We start from the raw sequence: 16,669 nt of genomic DNA on the forward strand, positions 1-16,669 counted from the left end.
GGCGGAGAAGCGAGCCGAGGAGCCGGACGGGGAATAACATGACGACATTCCGGGGAAGCTGCCTGTGCGGCGAGATCGCCTTCGAAGTCGAGGGTCCGTTCGATCGCTTCCTCAACTGCCATTGCTCGCGCTGCCGCAAGGCAACCGGCACCGCGCATTCGTGCGAGGTGATCGTCAAGGCCGGCGCGCTGCGCTGGCTACGCGGTGAGGCATCCGTCGCGCGGTTCGATCTGCCCAAGGCGCGCAGTTTTGCCACTGCCTTCTGCAAGACCTGCGGCAGCCCGATGCCGCACCTGACGCGCAGCGGGCGCGAGGCGATCATCCATGCCGGCGCGTTCGACGAACAGCTGGGTACGGCACCCGACCGGCATGTGCAGTGGGCCTCGCGCGCGGAATGGTATGCGCACGGGGATGGGTTGCCGGTGGAGGACTAAGCCTCAGCGGCCCGCATGTGCGCCATGGTGACGGTGATATGCGCTTCGCTCCGGCCAGGTCCAGTCCTTCAGTGTCGCCCGGTCGGGCTCGAAGATTTCGATCTTGAGCGGATGGCATGCTGCGGCATCGCTGGAGTGGGTTGCGCTGCAGTCGCCACCGGGACAGGCAGACAACGCTCCAATCAGGTCGATCTCCGCAAAAAGCTCGATGAAGTCGCCCGGGCGGACCGGACTTGCCTTCATGAAATACTGGTGCGTGTCCTGCGTGAAGCCGGTGCACATGAAGACGTTGAGCACGTCGTGGACGTGATGCTCCACCGCCGCGGGATCGAGCTTCAATTCGGCGGCAAGCGCGCGGGACAGATTGGAATGGCAGCAAAAATCGTAAGTCGTGCCGTTCAACAGGAGATTGGTGTAGGGATCGCAGCGGGTGCCGATGACATCGTGAATGCCGGCGCCGTCGTCGTCGAAACCGTACCAGCCAAGCGTATCGTGACTGATGGTCGCCATCGGTCGGAGATAAGGCATCGTGCTCCACAGCCGATCGCCGAGGCCGACATGCGTGCCATGGAGCGCCCGCGTCTTGCCGCTGAAGAAGCGCTCGGCAAGATCGTCCGCGTTCCAGAGATTGAGATCGCCGACCTGAGGGCCTTCGATGCTGACGACACGGACGAACTGGCCGCGCGCCACGCGAAAAGCCCGGGCGTCGCGAGGCGGCACGATGATTTCATGCGTTTTGACCATCGTCTGCCGCGCGGCTTCGAGCGCGGTCATGTCAGGTCCGGGCATGGTCCCGGCCGGATAGACGATGGCGGGCTTGGCAGCGCGGCGTAACGCTGCGTCGGCGGGGGCGGATAAGCTATTCAGGGGCATGTTTGGCCTCGGATCGACGCAGCAAGACGACAGACGGCTGACGATCGACACTATCGCCTCACGTCAAGCTGAAGCAACACAGCCGTCCATGAGCACGTCGAGCTCGGCCTTGGAGAGGACCCCGAGCTCGGCGATGAAGACGATCCGCGCACGAGGCACGCCAGGTGCGGGCGCATCGCCCGGTGCCAGCGTCGCACGACCGCCAGCGAACTGAAACACCATCTGACGGCCGGGCTGTTCGACCGTTTCGAACAGGCCCTTGGCGCGCGCCAGTTTCGGCGCCAGTTTGCCGATCGCCTGCTGCAGGCGTGGCAGCGAGAGCGGCTGATCCGAGGTCCAGCTGAGCGTCTCGAAGCGCTCTTCCGCTGGACGTTTCGGTCCCGGCTCGCGCGATACGGGCGCACGATCGCTGGCGGGAAACAGCAGCGCGGACGGAATCTCGCCGTGCCGGGCATCGACGACCACAGCAGGAACGCGCTGCGCGCGGATGGCCTCGCGCATCCGCATGCCCGCACCTTCCTCCGCCAGATCCAGCTTGCTCAACGCCACGATATCGGCGACGCGCAACTGCGCGCGCTGGAGCGCATCATCGAGGGCAGCCGGCGGTGTCGCGGCGTCCATCACGCAGAGCACCGTCTCCAGCGGCGCCTCGCGGAGGATGACCGGGTCCATGAGATTGCGGACGATATCCGAGGGATCGGCGACCCCGCTGGTCTCGATGACGATGTACTCCGGCTTCGGGTCGCGCCGCAGCAGCGTGGACAGCGTCCGCAACAAATCGCCTTCGAGCGAGCAGCAGATGCAGCCATTGGCGAGACTGACCACGCCATCGCTCGCACCCGCGATCAACTCCGCATCGATGTTGATCGCGCCGAAATCGTTGACGACGGCGGCGATCCGCCGCCCGCCCGCATTGGCCAGCAAATGATTGACGACCGTGGTCTTGCCCGCCCCCAGAAAGCCCGTGACCAGGAGAATGGGGACCGGCATGCGTCAGCTCGCGACGACGGGGCGACGCACGGGCTTTCCGGGCCGCGCCGCGACATCCAGCACGCCATCCGTGATGAGCGGCTGGCCGCTGACCACGAGATGCCGCACGCCTTCCGACGCGCGGTTCATCGCGGTGAAGGTCGCGCGATCCGACAGCTTCTCGTAGTCGAACACGACGATGTCGGCATCGGCGTCCTTCGCCAGGCGTCCCTTGGCACGCATCGCCGGCGTGCTCTGCGACAGGATCTCCGCGGGAATCAACGCGCATTTGCGCACACCCTCGAGCAGCGACACGGTCTTGCGTTCGCGCACCCACTCGCGGATGAATTTGGTGAAGCAGCCGGCCGAGCGCGGATGCGAAGTGGCGTCGTCCGGCAGCGGCCAGGCGTCGCCGGTGTACGTCTTGCCATCCGACGTCGTCCACGGCATCGCGTCGGAGGCGATCGCGCCACCGAGATAGAGCACCGACATGTCGAGCAGATCGCGATGATGCGCATTGTGCTCGGTGTCGAGGATGTGCCACAGCACCAGCGAGGAGGGCTCCTCGGCCTGCGCCTTCAACAGTTCCTCGCGGTCGTGGAAGCGATAGCCATCGGTCACGCGCTGCACGGAATCGTAGCCGGTGCCGTTGCGCTCGACGAACTCGGGATCGCTGAAGAAGGCGGCCGCCAGCACGGTCGAGCCTGTGCCGTAAGGGTAAGCTTCGACGGTGATCGGCAGGCCCTGCGCCTGCGCCTTCTCGATCAGCGCACGGCAGCGTTCGATGTCGGTCTTGCTCGACGAATTGAAATGGCAGATGTGCATATGCGCGCCGGTGGCGCCGGCATAGCCGATCAGGCGGATATAGGCTTCCGCCGCGCTTTCGGGGTCGATGCGCGACATGTAGGCGACGTGGGTGAAGGTCGGCACGTTCTGCTTCGCGGCGAGCTGGCACACCGCGGTCAGCTCCTGCACGCCGGCGCCCGGCGCGTAGGCGTTCAGGATACCGATGCCGATGCCGCCTTCGTTCAGGCCGCGGGTCAGGCGCTCGAGGATGCCGGCGACCTCGGCGTCGCTTGCAACATTGTCCATCCAGCGGCGGTCACGCATCGCATTGCCGAATGCTTCGAGCGAGCTTTCCGCATTGGAGCCCGTCATCGCACCGATGCGCGCAAAGGCCCAGTTGGTGGCGGCGCCGTAGTTCAGCACGCGTCCCTTGCGGGCCTGGCGCTCATACCAGGAGCCGACCGGCAGCACGCCGGCCTCGAGATCGAGCGTCGTCGTCACGCCGTCGAAGGCCTGCATGCGGTCCGCAGGGATCGACTGGCCATGGGCGTGCAGGTCGATGAAGCCCGGCGCGACCACGAGCCCGGTCGCATCGATGACCCGTTCGGCGCTGCCGAGCGAGGAGCCGACCGCGGCGATCTTGCCGTCAACCACGGCGACATCACCAACAGCGTCCATTCCGCTCGCCGGATCCACCACCCGGCCGCCAGAGATCACCAAACCGCTCATATCGTCACTCCGCCAAGCTATTTCCAAAGCCCCCAAAGGCCGGCAGCAGCTTCGGAGGCGAGTTCATGTCTATAGAGACAGATTTTCAAGGCAACGACCACCTCCACGGAAGCCGATGCATCATGTGCGGACGGAAGAGCCGGCGCAAATATCACTGCTCGAGCGCTTCCTGCCGGTAGCGTTCCAGCAGACCTTCCGCCTTCATCTCCTTCAGAACGGCAGCCAGGCGAGGCGCGAGGTCGGCATGGGTCTTGTACAGAAATGGATAGAGCACGACCCGATCGCCGATCGTCAGCAGCGGCCGAACCGAGGTGACGCCCCTGAATTCGGGCGAATAGAGCGCACTCTGGAGCGCGGCATCGATCTCGCAAAAATAGTCGACGCGGCCGCTCAGCAGCATGCGCACCCCGTCCTGCTCGGTCGCGATGCTGGACAGGCGCGTGGCCGGCACGACGGACGATAGCGAGCGCTGGCACAGCTCGACGCCGCGTCGATAAACACCGGTCCAGTTCGTCGCAGCCAGATCCTCCAGACGCGGCAAGGTCAGCGCCGGATTGCTGACCCAGAGCGCAAACCTCACCTCGTAGATCGACTCGTCGACCCGCACCTGGTCGGGGTGCGTCTCCGCGTAGGCGGGCACGCGCATGAACTGGCCGTCGACGGCGCCGGAATCGACCATCGCACTCACCCGCAGCGTCGGCATCAGCTCGACCTCGAGCGGAATACCGAGCCGCTTGAACGCCTCCTGGTAGGCAGCCCGCTGCCACTTACCTTCGTATGTGGTGTCCGGCTGGTCCGTTACCATCACGAAGGCGCGCATCGGCTCCGCGCGAAGATGATGAGGCAGCATCACCAGCAACAACAACGCACCGGCGAACAGGAAACACGATCCGCATTTTCGCAGGCGGCCGTCGGGGGCATGGGCGTGAGAGGATGACATGAAGCGCTCCCGCAGAAACAGCGGTTGGTCTCGCAGACACTCGCACATCCTGCACGCGAGATCTTGCGCATTATTTTGCCGCGAGGACCTCGCGGATCTTCTGCGCGAGATCGGCCCGTCGGTATGGCTTGCGCAGCAGGGCGACACTGGAATCGAGGCGTCCGTCGTGCACGAACTCGTCGGTGTAGCCCGACGTGAAGAGCACCTTCGTCCCCGGGCGACGCGCGAGCACCGCATCCGCCAGCTCGCGCCCGTTCATTCCGCCCGGCATGACCACATCCGTGAACAGAAGATCGAACTCGGCGCCCTGGTCGACCAACGCCAGCGCCGCTTCGGCGTCGCTGGCGATCAGGGTCCTGTATCCGAGACCGCCGAGCTGGGCGATCACATAGCCCTGCACCAGCGGATCGTCCTCGACCACCAGAATGGTTTCCTGTCCGCCGAGCGCGGCGACTGCCGGAGCGGTTGGCGACTTCGCCGAGGCCTGAATCTCCGAGCGTGGCAGATAAAGCCGGACCACGGTGCCCCGCCCCTGTTCGCTCTCGATCTTCACGGTACCACCGGTCTGCCTGGCAAACCCGTAGACCATCGCGAGCCCCAGCCCGGTGCCGCGTCCGACCCCCTTGGTCGTGAAGAAGGGCTCGAACACCCGACCGATGATATCGGCCGGAATACCCTGGCCGGTGTCGGCCACCGCGATCATCACGAATTCGCCGGCGCGCGCCTCGTCATCGAACGATGCGGCGTCATCGATGACCACATTGGCGGTTTCGATCGTCAGCTTGCCGCCACCGGGCATGGCATCCCTTGCATTGATCGCGAGATTGACGATCGCCGCCGAAAGCTGCGACGGATCGGTCAGCGCAGACCACGCATCGCTCGCGAGGTGCGTTTCGATCTCGACGTGCTCGCCGAGCATCGGCTTGAGCAGCTTGCAGACATCGAGCACCAGGTCGTTGATGTCGACCTCGCGCGGCTGCAGCGGCTGGCGCCGCGCAAAGGTCAGAAGCTGCGAGGTGATCTCGGCGCCCCGCATGGCCGCTTCGTCGATCAGATGGGCAATCGCCGCGAGCTCGGGCCGATCGGCGACGCCTTCCTGGATGATCTCGATCGTACCGGTGATCACCGTCAGCACGTTGTTGAAATCATGCGCGACACCGCCGGTGAGCTGCCCGATCGCGTCCATCTTCTGGGACTGGCGCAGCCTGTCCGCGGTCTCGTGCTGCTCGGTCAGGTCGGTGCCGGTGCCGCGATATCCGAGGAAACGGCCGTCGGCTGCGAAGACCGGCCGCCCGCTGACGCTGACATGGCGCAGCCGGCCGGCCCGATCGCGCCTTGTGTACTCGAAATTGCGGAACGGCTCGTGACGTTCGAGCACCGCCTCGTGCTCGCGCCATTTCTCCGGCTCGGCGCCGCTGTTGATCGCACTGTCGATGCGGCTCGTGCCGATCAACACGGTCCGGTCCATCCCGAAGGCTTCGAACCTTTCCGAAAGGTAGGTGAAATGATGATCCGGTCCGGTCTCCCAGAACCAGTCGGATGCGGTCTCGGCATAGTCGCGAAAGCGCTCCTCGCTCAACTGGGCATCCCGCTCGGCCTTCTGGCGCACAAGGAGGTCTTGCTGAAGCTGGGCGTTCACCTGCTGCAGATCGCCATAGGCGCGCTGCAGATTGGCGCACAGATCGTTGAAGGCATCCGCGACCTTGTCGAGCTCGTCGGGCTTGTGCCTGACACGCCGATTCAGCCGCAACGGCGGCGGTGGCCGCGCCAGATTGTAGCTCCCCGCAAAGGCGGCAATGGTGATGAGGTGGCGGGTGACGAGGACGTGAAAGATGTAGAGGATGAACAGCGAGACGAGAAACGTCTTGGCCGCCTGGCTCGCGAGGATGACGAGGGTCCGGTTCAGCAGATGGCGGTAGACCTCGGTGAGCGTCGCTTCGACATAAAGGACCCCGATCGGCCGCCTGGTGCCGCGAACCATGTAGTCGAGCGGATATTCGCGGGCGATGCTGGCGCGCGCGCTGCGGTTGCCGACGGAGATGTGAACTGGATCCTTGCGGTCGAGGACTTCGCGGATCTCGACCGCGTTGATTCCGGGCAGACGCAGAATGCCGTTGAGCTGGAGCTGAAGCTGGTTCTGGTCAAGCGCCCAGAGGCTCTCGCCCAGGCTCGCCAGATAGCTTTGGCCGATCTCGTCGAGACGCGTCTCGATGACACCGACCTCGTGATCGTAGTCGAGATAGAGTTGAAGCGCGGTCAGCGTCAGCGTGACGAGCGAGCTGAACAGCAGCACGGCCGCCAGCAGGCGGAAACCGATACCGCTGCGGAGCCTGTCGAAGATCTCTGCAGGGCGGAGGCCAGGCGAGGCAGATGCGATTGGCGATCCGATCGCATGCAAATCGCCCTCCGCGGCGACCGGCTCAATGACGTAGCGGCCATTGCGATCAGTCTCGCCCTTGTCCACCTACCATCCCCCCGAAACACGGACGGAAACCGCAAGCGCAATCTGCGCCTCGGGATTCGGCGTGGCAAGTCAACGACCGGAGGGATGTGAAATCAACCAGGTCTCATCGGAAACCGGCGCGCGCCCAGACGACATTTTGACTGTGCAATATGTTGCGAATGGCGCTCCCTAGGGGAATCGAACCCCTGTTTCAGCCTTGAGAGGGCCGCGTCCTAACCGCTAGACGAAGGGAGCGTGAGGGACACGACATAGCGGCGAATTCGGCCGGCGGCAAGGTGAGATTGACGGGTTTCTCCCAGTTGTCGTCCTGGCGAACGCCAGGACCCATTACCCCGAGTGGTCGTGGTTAAGGCACTTCGGAGTGCCGATCTCGTCCACGCAATCGGACTCGGTGGTTATGGGTCCTGGCGTTCGCCAGGACGACGGCTTACAGCTTCGGGGCAGGCCCTACGGCTCATTGGCAAATTTCAGCTTTCCGGCCGGCCTCAATGTATGGGCGTCGAAGGTGCGGATCTCGATGACGCCGCCGAGATCGAGGGTGACCACGACGCGGTCGCCGGCGACGCCGGTGGAGACGATTTTGGCGCCCTTCGGCAGAGTGGCGGTGATGTCGCCCACGGGTTCGGCCGCCCTTCCCTCCGACTTGAAAAGGCGGTAGCCCACCGCAATCAGGACGGCGCAGACGGCCAGCGCCGTGGTCAACCCCGCGATCAGCATCATCCGCCGCACCCGCGCGAACAGCGCGGCCTGCTCGGGGGTCGGTTCGGGAACAGCGGTATCAGACGTCGTCATGGAAAGCCTGGGGTCAGCGCAAAGGTTGGAAGTCGTGGTCGAAGGCGACGAGGGCTCGGCCCGGCTCGACCGCGTGCTGGCGGCGCGCCTGCCGGACCTGTCGCGGTCAAGGCTGAAAGCCCTGATTCTGGCGGGCGCCGTGAGCCTGAAGGCCACCGAGAGCCTGACGGCCACAGAGGTCCGCGACCCCGCTTATCACGTCACTTCGGGCGATACGATCATAATCGATGTCCCGGAGGCGGCGCCGCCGGAGCCGAAAGGTGAGGACATCGCCCTCGATATCGTGTTCGAGGACGACGATATCATCGTCATCAACAAGCCGAAGGGCCTGGTCGTACACCCCGCGGCCGGGCACGAGACCGGCACCCTGGTGAACGCGCTGATCGCCCATTGCGGCACCTCGCTGTCGGGCATCGGCGGGGTGCGCCGGCCCGGCATCGTGCACCGGCTGGACAAGGACACGACCGGGCTGATGGTGGTCGCCAAGAACGACCTCGCCCACGCCTCGCTCACTGCCCAATTCGCCGATCACGGCCGAACGGGTCCGATGCGGCGCGGCTATATGGCCTTCGCCTGGGGGCTGCCGGGCCGGCATCGCGGCACCATCGATGCGCCGATCGACCGCCACCCGCATGCTCGGGAGAAGATGGCGGTACGGCAGGGCGGCCGCGAGGCGGTGACGCATTGGGAGCTGCTGGAGAGTTTTACCGGCCGCGACGGCAAGCCGGTCGCGTCCCTGCTGGCCTGCGAGCTCGAGACCGGCCGCACCCACCAGATCCGTGTCCACCTCGCCCATATCGGCCATCCCCTGATGGGGGACGCGGTCTATGGTCCGCATTTCAAGACCAAGGCGAACCAGCTCGGCCCCGAGTCGCAGGCCGCTTTGACGGCCCTTGGACGGCAGGCCCTGCATGCTTATTTGCTGGTACTTGAGCACCCCAGGACCGGAGAACTTCTTCACTGGGAGGCGGCCTTGCCGGAGGATTTGCTTCTCCTTGAAAGTGCTCTGAAAGCGGCGCTATGACGCAGGGGCTTTGAGAAAACCCTTACCTTACAAAAAGTTATAGCTGCCACACGGGGACGTGACGTCAGCAATCCTTCCCTTTTTGCCCCCCGATGGGGTATATTGCGCCTGCGTTGGAAATGACCAACGGAACATCGCAGCCCGGCCGGCTTTGACAAAGCGGTCGTCTGCCTGGCCCGCCGCTATCGGGGGCCTGAACCTTTGGAGGGGCTTCACAATGGCCCGTACCGCTGCTCTGCCGGTCCTGAATGGAGAATCCGGCCTTTCTCGCTACCTCGCCGAGATTCGCAAGTTCCCGATGCTGGAACCCCAGCAGGAATACATGCTCGCCAAGCGTTGGCGCGAGCATGACGATCGCGACGCGGCACATCAACTCGTCACCAGCCATCTCCGGCTCGTTGCAAAGATCGCCATGGGCTATCGCGGCTACGGCTTGCCGATCTCCGAGGTCGTCTCGGAAGGCAACGTCGGCCTGATGCAGGCGGTGAAGCGTTTCGAACCCGAAAAGGGCTTCCGTCTCGCCACCTACGCAATGTGGTGGATCAAGGCGTCGATTCAAGAATACATCCTGCGTTCCTGGTCGCTCGTGAAGATGGGCACCACCGCGAACCAGAAGAAGCTGTTCTTCAACCTGCGCAAGGCGAAGAGCAAGATCAACGCACTGGACGAAGGCGATCTCCGCCCCGACCAGGTGAAGATCATTGCCAAGCGCCTCGGCGTCACCGATCAGGACGTGATCGACATGAACCGCCGCCTCGGTGGCGACGCGTCGCTCAACGCGCCGATCCGCGACGACGGCGAAGCCGGCGAATGGCAGGACTGGCTGGTCGACAATACGCCCAACCAGGAAGCCATGATGGCCGAGCACGAGGAGTATGATCATCGTCGTGACGCCCTGAACGGCGCCATGGGTGTGCTCAACCCGCGCGAACGCCGCATCTTCGAGGCCCGTCGCCTCGCCGATGAGCCGATGACGCTGGAAGACCTTGCCGCCGAGTTCGGCGTGTCGCGCGAGCGCGTCCGCCAGATCGAGGTCCGCGCCTTCGAGAAGGTGCAGTCCGCGGTCAAGGGCACGATCGCAAGGCAGGAACAAGCCGCGCTGGAAGCCGCGCACTAAGCGCAGGCTTCGGCGCCAGGATTTGGCGGATCGAGACAAGACGAAAAGCCGGCGGCAACGCCGGCTTTTTTGTTGTGTAAGCCGCAGTATGATTTGCGGCAGATGGCGGCCGTTCATCTTGAACGCCTGTGACCGGTCAACCGACCAAAGATGATCGAGCCATCAGAGAACGGACGCGCGCCGTGTCGATCATCCTGCAATCCACCGTCGGCGGCTTCTCGACCCAGTTCATGCGCAAGCTGCCGCTGGTCGAACAGGCCATGCGTGACCACGGCCTCGATCCCTCAGAGTTCGTGATCTCCAAGGACTATGCCTCGACCGCGACGATCCCGTTGATGCGCCCGTTCTTCTTCAACTACAGCGTCTATTTCGGCGAGGAGGAATTCACCGTCACCGAGCCGAACGATATGGTGTTCCTGGATTACTTCCTCAACCGCGTGCTGGCCGCCGGCGGGCCGCCAGAATTGCCGCAACGGCCAGGATTGATCCGGCGGCTGTTCGGCTGGATGGCGCAGCCGGTGTAGCGGTCATTTCCAGCGCGACGATCGCTCCAATCAATCACGCTTGTCGCAGGACATTTGCTGGTGTATGTGCTGCCGCCCCGGCGCGAGGTCGCGCCTTTCATTCAGCGCTTTTCGAGGGAGGCGACATGATTTTCAGATCGATACGTTATGACCGCCGCCCATCTCTGATCGGCCCCCGGTCATAGGCTGAACGCCGCGTCGCGGCGCTCCATTCATTCCATCTGGCTACGAGGGGCGTGACGCAACACGGCGTCGCGCCGTGTCGTCATGTATTTGCGGTTCGTTACACCGCTCATCCACCCGCACAGCCGCGTGGAGAGCGGCTTCTTTCGCGCGTCCTGGTACGTCCAGCGAAACGGCTGTCCGGATTGGATCCGGCACGAGCTCTCGGACCAGTTCAACTGGTTCGCGGAGCACTTGCCCCTGCCCGGTCGTATCGCGCGCCACTTCAAGCGGCGCGATTCGATCTGGGGCATTTGCTGGTTCGATCCGGGGGCAGGCGAGTGCATCAGTCGTGCACGCTACTGCGCCTGGCTGCTCGAAGAGGGTGGCTTGCCGGTACGCATGATCACGACCTCGCGCCAGCGCGAGGTGATCTGGCGCGATGCGCACCAGATCGTCACCAAGCCGTCCGCCGATCTTCCCAAGGCCTTTTCCTGAACAAGGCCTTTTGCGCGGCTACTCGCCCCAAATCCGCGCCAGCGTTGCGAGCCAGCAGCCTTCGCAATAGCGGGCGTCCTTGAAGTCGATCCAGTTGTGGGCATAGACGTGATCGAGCGGGATGCCGTAGCGCGCGCGCAGGACCTGGACCAGGATCTTCCAGGCCGCGACCTGCGCTTCGGTCGGACCGATCGTGACATCGGGATAGTTGCCGGCGAACTCGACGCCGATCGAATTGTCGCGCACGACCTGATGATAGGTCGTGCTGTTGTCGACGTATTTGTTGTCGTTGCGGTTGGCGCCATCGGTATGGGTCGGCACCAGATTGTCCGTGACCGACCAGTAGACCGTGCCGTCGGTCTCGACCCAGACCATCACGCCGCGGCGGGTGGGATTCTTCGATTGCTCCTGCGCCCCGCCGCGCGCCGAGCCCGTCGGCCCTTCGGTCTGGTGCACGACGATGTTGTGCCAGGCGTGGGCATCGGCGACGTCACCCCACGGCGCCAGCCAGACGATCTTCAGGCCTGGAATGTCCGGCGTGCCGGTGCTGCGCGCGAGCTTTGAGAGCTCGGCATCCATTGCGGCGGCGGGAGCGATCAGGAGTGCGGCGAGAACGGCCGCTACGAGGCGAGATATCATCACGGGGGTCCAGCAACGGACCCCTGCGTAGCATGATCTAGGCAAATTTGCGCGCGGCTTCGACCGGCTCCGGCGAGAGCGGCGGGGCCTGATCGTAGATCGCAAAATCGTTCTTGCCGTTCTTCTTGGCGGCATAGAGGGCATGGTCGGCGTGGGCGATCAGCCTGTCCGGGAATTGGCCAATGCCGCGGTCCCATTCGGCAACGCCGATCGAGATCGCGATCGGGATGTCGTTGCCGGAGCAGCCGGCGGCATCCTGCCGGCAGGCATCGAGAATGCGGCGGGCGATCAGCGCGCCCTCGCGCAACGTGGAGGACGGCAGCACGACGCAGAACTCGTCACCGCCGGTGCGGGCGAGCATGTCGCCCGGACGCAGGCGCGTTTGCGCCATGAGCGTGAAGTGCCGGAGGCAGGCGTCACCCGCCGCATGGCCATAGGTGTCGTTGACGATCTTGAAGCCGTCGAGATCGATCACCAGCAGCGAGAACGGCTCGCCGCTGCGCTCCGAACGGGCGCATTCCTCAGTCAACCGCTGCAACAAATGGCGACGGTTGGCGACGCCGGTGAGATCGTCGAGCAGCGCGAGGTCGGCGACCTCGTTGCGCAGGCGGTCCATCGCCATCAGCAGGAAGCCGAAATTGAGCGTCATGGAGAGGAAGAGCAGCCCCAGCACCATGACCCCATGGGCCTGCGTGCCGGCTATTGCCGAAAAGTCGCCGCCGAGCGAATTGCCGACCGCCCTCGCCACGAAGATCGCGATCATGAGGAGGATGACGACGCCGGACAGTCGCGCGCCGGGGGAGACACTGCCTTCCGGCGGCGACAGCAGAAGGCGTAGCGACAGCACCAGCGGCAGGCCCTGGCCGATGGTGTAGCTGAGCATACGCAGCTGCAGCTGGTCGAATCCGATCTTGAAGAGCACCACACCGGCGATACTCGCGACCCCCGTCCCTATCATGAGCCGCAGATCGATCGGACGGTCGTAGAAGCGCTGAATTCCCATCGCCGAGAGGCAGCTCGCCGCAATGATGCCAGCGCCCCCGAACAGAAGCGGAATTGGAGATGCGACAAACAGGTGGATCAGGGCCGTCACTGCGCCAACGGCACCGACGAAGGCCGATGCCATCCAATAGCGTGCGGCCTCGAATTTCGGATAGGAGCGGGTCACATAGGCCCAGACCAGACCGAGCGCCGAGAAGTTGACGACGAAGACCGTCCAGAGCGTCGGTAGGTTCAGCATGGCGCCCGCGATACGCGCAGCGTCCCGCCCCCTGTCTCCGGCAGAAGTTCGTCCATGACCCGTCCCCGTGTTCTTGTGGACGATCATGCGCGGGTTGCGCTTAACGGAACCTCACTGCGATCGTCGAAAGCGCGCCCTTGGTTTTGGATTCGTGAACACCACGCCGCGATTATCGGATTGTTAGGCACGTCGCCTCGTCGCCGCGCGGCGTCGCGGAGCGGATTCGCGAGCCAAAATCACCTGAAAATGCATCTGAGCTGTGGATAACGTAATGACACAGATGTGACAGCGCGGGGCATGGACGCGCGAATCTGCTGAGTTTGTCATCGAGGATGTTGCGAGGCTGGCCCTCCGCCGAGCGATCCTCGTGTCGCGTTTCACCATTAACCCTTAAGAGGATCCTATGGCTAAGAAAGCGAAGAAGGCGAAGAAGGCGACGAAGAAAAAGGCCAAGAAGGCCGCGAAGAAGAAGTAGCTCAGCAGTTTCTGTGCCCGGGTGGAGCACGCTCCGCCCGGGCTTCGGTAAGGCCAGGAGTACGTGAAGATGGCGGGGCGCGAGGCCCGCTTTTTTATTGCCTACCGCTCCGCGAACGCCAGCTTGGCTCCCAGCAGGGCGAAGCCCGTCGCAAAGGAGCGGCGCAGCCAGGCCATCACACCGGGGCGGGAGATGACGCGCTCGCGCACCGAGGCGGCGCAGAGGCCGTAGATGACGAACACCACAAAGGTCATCGCCATGAAGGCGCCGCTCAATTCCAGCATCCGCGCCAGCACATGGGCCTCGTCCACTGCGATGAACTGCGGCAGGAAGGCGAGGAAGAAGATCGAGAGTTTCGGGTTGAGGATGTTGATCAGAAAGCCTGTCACGATCACCCGGCCGCTCGAGCGCTCCTTGATCTCGCCGTCGACCGCGAGCGCCCCCGTCTCCCGCAGCGCCTGCCAGGACATGTAGAGCAGATAGGCGACGCCGCACCATTTCAGCGCGGCAAAGGCCAGCGCGCTGGTGTGCAGGACGGCGGCAAGGCCGAGCATCGCCGCGACCATGTGCGGGACGATCCCGAGCGTGCAGCCGAAGGCCGCCGCGACACTGGCGCGCGAGCCGCGCGTCAGTGCCGCGGCCAGGGTGTAGAGCACGCCGGTGCCGGGCGAGGCGACGACGATGAGCGAAGTCAGCAGGAAGGACCAGGACATGGTCAGTCCCTACCATCCCGGGCGCTTGCCGAGAAGTCACGACCCGGTCAGCCAAGCGCGGCGCCCAAGTGCTTGGCTTTGCCCAATGCTTGGCTTTGACCAAGTCACCCATGTTAAAACCGGAACCGGACCAGGGTGCGGTTTGTTTCGACGACTTGACGGGAGGCATGATGACGAGGATTCACGGCGCGGCCGCCATCACGGGCGCGGCGAGCGGCATCGGCCGCGCGCTCGCCATCGAGCTTGCGCAACGCGGCTGCGACCTTGCGCTGGCCGATCGCGACGAGGCCGGGCTGAAGAGCCTGGCGGCTGAGCTTGGCGCACAACGCAAGGTCAGCGTGCATCGCGTCGATGTCGGCGAACCCGACGACATCGCGCAATTCGCGCGCGAGGCGATCGCGGCGCATCCGGCGCTCAACATCGTCATCAACAATGCCGGCGTGGCGCTGATGGGGACGTTCGAGGAGATCGACCAGGCGCAGATGGACTGGCTGTTCGACATCAATTTCTGGGGCGTGGTGCACGGCACCCGCGCCTTCCTGCCGCATCTGAAGACGAGGCCGGAGGCGCACATCGTCAACGTCTCCTCGATCTTCGGCATCATCGCGCCGCCGGGACAATCGGCCTATGCGGCGGCCAAGTTCGCGGTGCGCGGCTTTTCCGAGAGCGTAAGGCACGAGCTTGCGGTCGCGGGCAACCCGGTCAAGCTGTCGGTGGTGCATCCCGGCGGCGTCGCGACCTCCATCGCGCGCTCGTCGCGCACCGGCGTCGGCGTCACCGACAATGCGCGGCGCGCGCAGATGATCGACCGGTTCGAGAGCGCAGCGCGGACGACGCCGAAGGACGCCGCGCTCCGCATCATCAGGGGCATCGAGAAGAACCAGCCGCGCATCCTGATCGGCAACGATGCGAGATTCATGGATATCCTGCAGCGCTTCCGCCCGGGGACGTACTGGGCGTCGTTGCAGCGGCGGCTGGAGAAGATGGGCAAGGGGAAGTGATAACTGCTCTTTCACCCTCCCCTGGAGGGGGAGGGTCGTTTCGCATGGAGCGAAGCGCAATGCGAAGCGAGGTGGGGTGAAGCCAGGACAGCGGTCTAACGTTGATCCGCCGCGCGCCACATTGACGTATTCGCCGCTGAGAGACCGTCACCCCACCCCGCTCGCGCTACGCGCGATCGACCCTCCCCCTTCAGGGGAGGGTGAAGTCACTGCCCCACCAGCCGGTCGGCAAAATAGCCGATCGTCTTGCGGTAGATCACCGCCCTGTTCCACTCGCGCATCGCGTCGAAATTGGCTGAGCCTTCGTCATAGGGCTGGCCCATCTTGAAGCCGTTCGAGTGCAGCAGGTTCGCGGTCGAGGCGAGCACGTCGGCGACGCTGTGGCGGAGGTCGACATGGCCGTCGCCGTCGAAATCGACGCCGTATTTGATGTAGGACGACGGCAGGAACTGGGTCTGGCCGATCTCGCCGGCATAGGCGCCGATCAGGTCGCGCAAGGGAAGATCGCCGCGCTGGACGATCTTGAGGGCTGCGAGCAGCTCGCCCTGGAACAGCTCGGTGCGGCGGCAATCATGCGCGAGCGTCGCAAGCGTGCGGATCACCGGCAGCTTGCCCATGTCGCCCTTGCCGAAATCGCTCTCCAGGCCCCAGATCGCGACCAGGATCTGCCTGGGCACGCCGAACTGCTGCTCGATGCGCGAGAGCAGCGCGGCATGGCGCTGCAGCAGCGCGCGGCCGCCATTGATGCGGCCGGGGCCGACGCGGGTCGAGACGTATTGCTCAAAGCTCTTGTTGAAGGTGTAGCGCTGGCGCCGGTCGAAGGCGAGCACCGCGCCGTCCTGGGTGACGCCGCTGAACGCCGCGCTGGTCACGGCCGCCGAGACCCCCGCTGCTTGCGCCTCCGCGCTCATGCTGGCGACGAAGCTGTTGAAGTCGCCGCCGCAACGCGCGGCCTCGGCCGGCCCGGCGGCCAGACAGGCGATGAAGGCGGTGGCGAGCAGCGGTCTCAACATACGAGAATTTCCTCATGCAATGGGCGGGCAACGCCGAGGGATCATGCCCGGGAACAGGATTCGGGTCAAAGCGGACACGGCACCGATCATCTCGGGTGGACGCAACCAAGAACGCCGAAACAAACACCGAAAAAACAACCCCATGCACAGTAGCTACACATCGATAATTGCTACGATTTTTCCGAATGCCCCTGACACTTTTCCGAATCGGCTTGATCCGTCGGGCAAAACAGGGGTATTGTATCAGCATTGCAGATTCCGGACGTTGGCGCCCGC

Annotated in this window: 16 protein-coding genes and 1 tRNA gene; 6 read left to right on the plus strand and 11 right to left on the minus strand. The window is 64.5% G+C overall.

Annotated features, from left to right (window positions below):
* Window positions 1-38: 38 nt before the first annotated feature.
* Window positions 39-434, plus strand: coding sequence for a GFA family protein (locus tag M2427_RS22795; RefSeq protein WP_280708940.1), 396 nt, complete (start codon window positions 39-41; stop codon window positions 432-434).
* A gap of 3 nt (window positions 435-437) precedes the next feature.
* Here M2427_RS22795 and M2427_RS22800 read toward each other — a convergent pair whose 3' ends face one another.
* The 7 genes from M2427_RS22800 to M2427_RS22830 all read right to left on the minus strand — a co-directional run bounded on the left by M2427_RS22800 (window position 438) and on the right by M2427_RS22830 (window position 7,987).
* Complete coding sequence (locus M2427_RS22800) at window positions 438-1,307, minus strand: DUF1989 domain-containing protein (RefSeq protein ID WP_280708941.1); 870 nt, start codon at window positions 1,305-1,307, stop codon at window positions 438-440.
* 63 nt (window positions 1,308-1,370) lie between these two features.
* Window positions 1,371-2,297, minus strand: coding sequence for a GTP-binding protein (locus tag M2427_RS22805; RefSeq protein ID WP_280708942.1), 927 nt, complete (start codon window positions 2,295-2,297; stop codon window positions 1,371-1,373).
* A 3-nt stretch (window positions 2,298-2,300) separates the two neighbouring features.
* Window positions 2,301-3,791, minus strand: coding sequence for an amidohydrolase family protein (locus M2427_RS22810; protein WP_280708943.1), 1,491 nt, complete (start codon window positions 3,789-3,791; stop codon window positions 2,301-2,303).
* 151 nt (window positions 3,792-3,942) lie between these two features.
* Window positions 3,943-4,731 (minus strand): hypothetical protein, encoded by a 789-nt coding sequence (locus M2427_RS22815; protein WP_280708944.1) that lies wholly within the window; start codon window positions 4,729-4,731, stop codon window positions 3,943-3,945.
* A gap of 70 nt (window positions 4,732-4,801) precedes the next feature.
* Window positions 4,802-7,195 (minus strand): ATP-binding protein, encoded by a 2,394-nt coding sequence (locus M2427_RS22820; protein ID WP_280708945.1) that lies wholly within the window; start codon window positions 7,193-7,195, stop codon window positions 4,802-4,804.
* Between the two features lie 159 nt (window positions 7,196-7,354).
* A tRNA-Glu gene (locus tag M2427_RS22825) sits at window positions 7,355-7,429 on the minus strand.
* 213 nt (window positions 7,430-7,642) lie between these two features.
* Entirely contained in the window at window positions 7,643-7,987 is a 345-nt protein-coding gene (locus M2427_RS22830; protein ID WP_280708946.1) for a hypothetical protein, read from the minus strand.
* Here M2427_RS22830 and M2427_RS22835 point away from each other — a divergent pair.
* The 4 genes from M2427_RS22835 (at window position 7,986) to M2427_RS22850 (ending at window position 11,312) form a co-directional block, all read left to right on the plus strand.
* Window positions 7,986-9,011, plus strand: coding sequence for an RluA family pseudouridine synthase (locus tag M2427_RS22835; RefSeq protein ID WP_280708947.1), 1,026 nt, complete (start codon window positions 7,986-7,988; stop codon window positions 9,009-9,011). The two genes, M2427_RS22830 and M2427_RS22835, sit on opposite strands and share 2 nt — an antisense overlap.
* 217 nt (window positions 9,012-9,228) lie before the next feature.
* Window positions 9,229-10,128, plus strand: a complete 900-nt coding sequence (gene rpoH / locus M2427_RS22840; protein WP_128968255.1) for an RNA polymerase sigma factor RpoH — start codon at window positions 9,229-9,231, stop codon at window positions 10,126-10,128.
* 182 nt (window positions 10,129-10,310) lie between these two features.
* Window positions 10,311-10,652: a hypothetical protein gene (locus tag M2427_RS22845; protein ID WP_280708948.1), complete on the plus strand. Its 342-nt coding sequence runs from the start codon at window positions 10,311-10,313 to the stop codon at window positions 10,650-10,652.
* Between the two features lie 267 nt (window positions 10,653-10,919).
* A complete protein-coding gene (locus M2427_RS22850; protein ID WP_280708949.1) occupies window positions 10,920-11,312 on the plus strand; it encodes a hypothetical protein in 393 nt (130 codons plus the stop codon).
* Window positions 11,313-11,330: 18 nt separating this feature from the next.
* Here the strand turns inward: M2427_RS22850 and M2427_RS22855 are convergent, their stop codons facing one another.
* From M2427_RS22855 to M2427_RS22865, 3 genes are all read right to left on the minus strand, one after another.
* Entirely contained in the window at window positions 11,331-11,951 is a 621-nt protein-coding gene (locus M2427_RS22855) for a peptidoglycan recognition family protein (protein ID WP_280708950.1), read from the minus strand.
* A 37-nt stretch (window positions 11,952-11,988) separates the two neighbouring features.
* Entirely contained in the window at window positions 11,989-13,191 is a 1,203-nt protein-coding gene (locus tag M2427_RS22860) for a GGDEF domain-containing protein (protein WP_280708951.1), read from the minus strand.
* 576 nt (window positions 13,192-13,767) lie between these two features.
* Window positions 13,768-14,379, minus strand: coding sequence for a LysE family translocator (locus M2427_RS22865; protein WP_280708952.1), 612 nt, complete (start codon window positions 14,377-14,379; stop codon window positions 13,768-13,770).
* A 170-nt stretch (window positions 14,380-14,549) separates the two neighbouring features.
* Here M2427_RS22865 and M2427_RS22870 point away from each other — a divergent pair, with 170 nt between their 5' ends.
* Window positions 14,550-15,380 carry an SDR family oxidoreductase gene (locus tag M2427_RS22870; RefSeq protein ID WP_280708953.1) on the plus strand — a complete coding sequence of 277 codons (831 nt, stop codon included), beginning with the start codon at window positions 14,550-14,552 and terminating at the stop codon, window positions 15,378-15,380.
* Window positions 15,381-15,586: 206 nt separating this feature from the next.
* Here M2427_RS22870 and M2427_RS22875 read toward each other — a convergent pair whose 3' ends face one another.
* Window positions 15,587-16,393, minus strand: coding sequence for a lytic murein transglycosylase (locus M2427_RS22875; RefSeq protein ID WP_280708954.1), 807 nt, complete (start codon window positions 16,391-16,393; stop codon window positions 15,587-15,589).
* Window positions 16,394-16,669: the final 276 nt, after the last annotated feature.

The sequence above is a fragment of the Bradyrhizobium sp. BR13661 genome (genome assembly GCF_029892425.1).
Lineage (GTDB): Bacteria > Pseudomonadota > Alphaproteobacteria > Rhizobiales > Xanthobacteraceae > Bradyrhizobium.

Coding starts and splice junctions, on each gene's coding strand:
- M2427_RS22795 (WP_280708940.1), top strand. CDS start 39: ATGACGACATTCCGGGGAAGCTGCCTGTGCGGCGAGATCGCCTTCGAA.
- M2427_RS22800 (WP_280708941.1), bottom strand. CDS start 1,307: ATGCCCCTGAATAGCTTATCCGCCCCCGCCGACGCAGCGTTACGCCGC.
- M2427_RS22805 (WP_280708942.1), bottom strand. CDS start 2,297: ATGCCGGTCCCCATTCTCCTGGTCACGGGCTTTCTGGGGGCGGGCAAG.
- M2427_RS22810 (WP_280708943.1), bottom strand. CDS start 3,791: ATGAGCGGTTTGGTGATCTCTGGCGGCCGGGTGGTGGATCCGGCGAGC.
- M2427_RS22815 (WP_280708944.1), bottom strand. CDS start 4,731: ATGTCATCCTCTCACGCCCATGCCCCCGACGGCCGCCTGCGAAAATGC.
- M2427_RS22835 (WP_280708947.1), top strand. CDS start 7,986: ATGGAAAGCCTGGGGTCAGCGCAAAGGTTGGAAGTCGTGGTCGAAGGC.
- M2427_RS22830 (WP_280708946.1), bottom strand. CDS start 7,987: ATGACGACGTCTGATACCGCTGTTCCCGAACCGACCCCCGAGCAGGCC.
- rpoH (WP_128968255.1), top strand. CDS start 9,229: ATGGCCCGTACCGCTGCTCTGCCGGTCCTGAATGGAGAATCCGGCCTT.
- M2427_RS22850 (WP_280708949.1), top strand. CDS start 10,920: ATGTATTTGCGGTTCGTTACACCGCTCATCCACCCGCACAGCCGCGTG.
- M2427_RS22855 (WP_280708950.1), bottom strand. CDS start 11,951: ATGATATCTCGCCTCGTAGCGGCCGTTCTCGCCGCACTCCTGATCGCT.
- M2427_RS22860 (WP_280708951.1), bottom strand. CDS start 13,191: ATGCTGAACCTACCGACGCTCTGGACGGTCTTCGTCGTCAACTTCTCG.
- M2427_RS22865 (WP_280708952.1), bottom strand. CDS start 14,379: ATGTCCTGGTCCTTCCTGCTGACTTCGCTCATCGTCGTCGCCTCGCCC.
- M2427_RS22870 (WP_280708953.1), top strand. CDS start 14,550: ATGACGAGGATTCACGGCGCGGCCGCCATCACGGGCGCGGCGAGCGGC.
- M2427_RS22875 (WP_280708954.1), bottom strand. CDS start 16,393: ATGTTGAGACCGCTGCTCGCCACCGCCTTCATCGCCTGTCTGGCCGCC.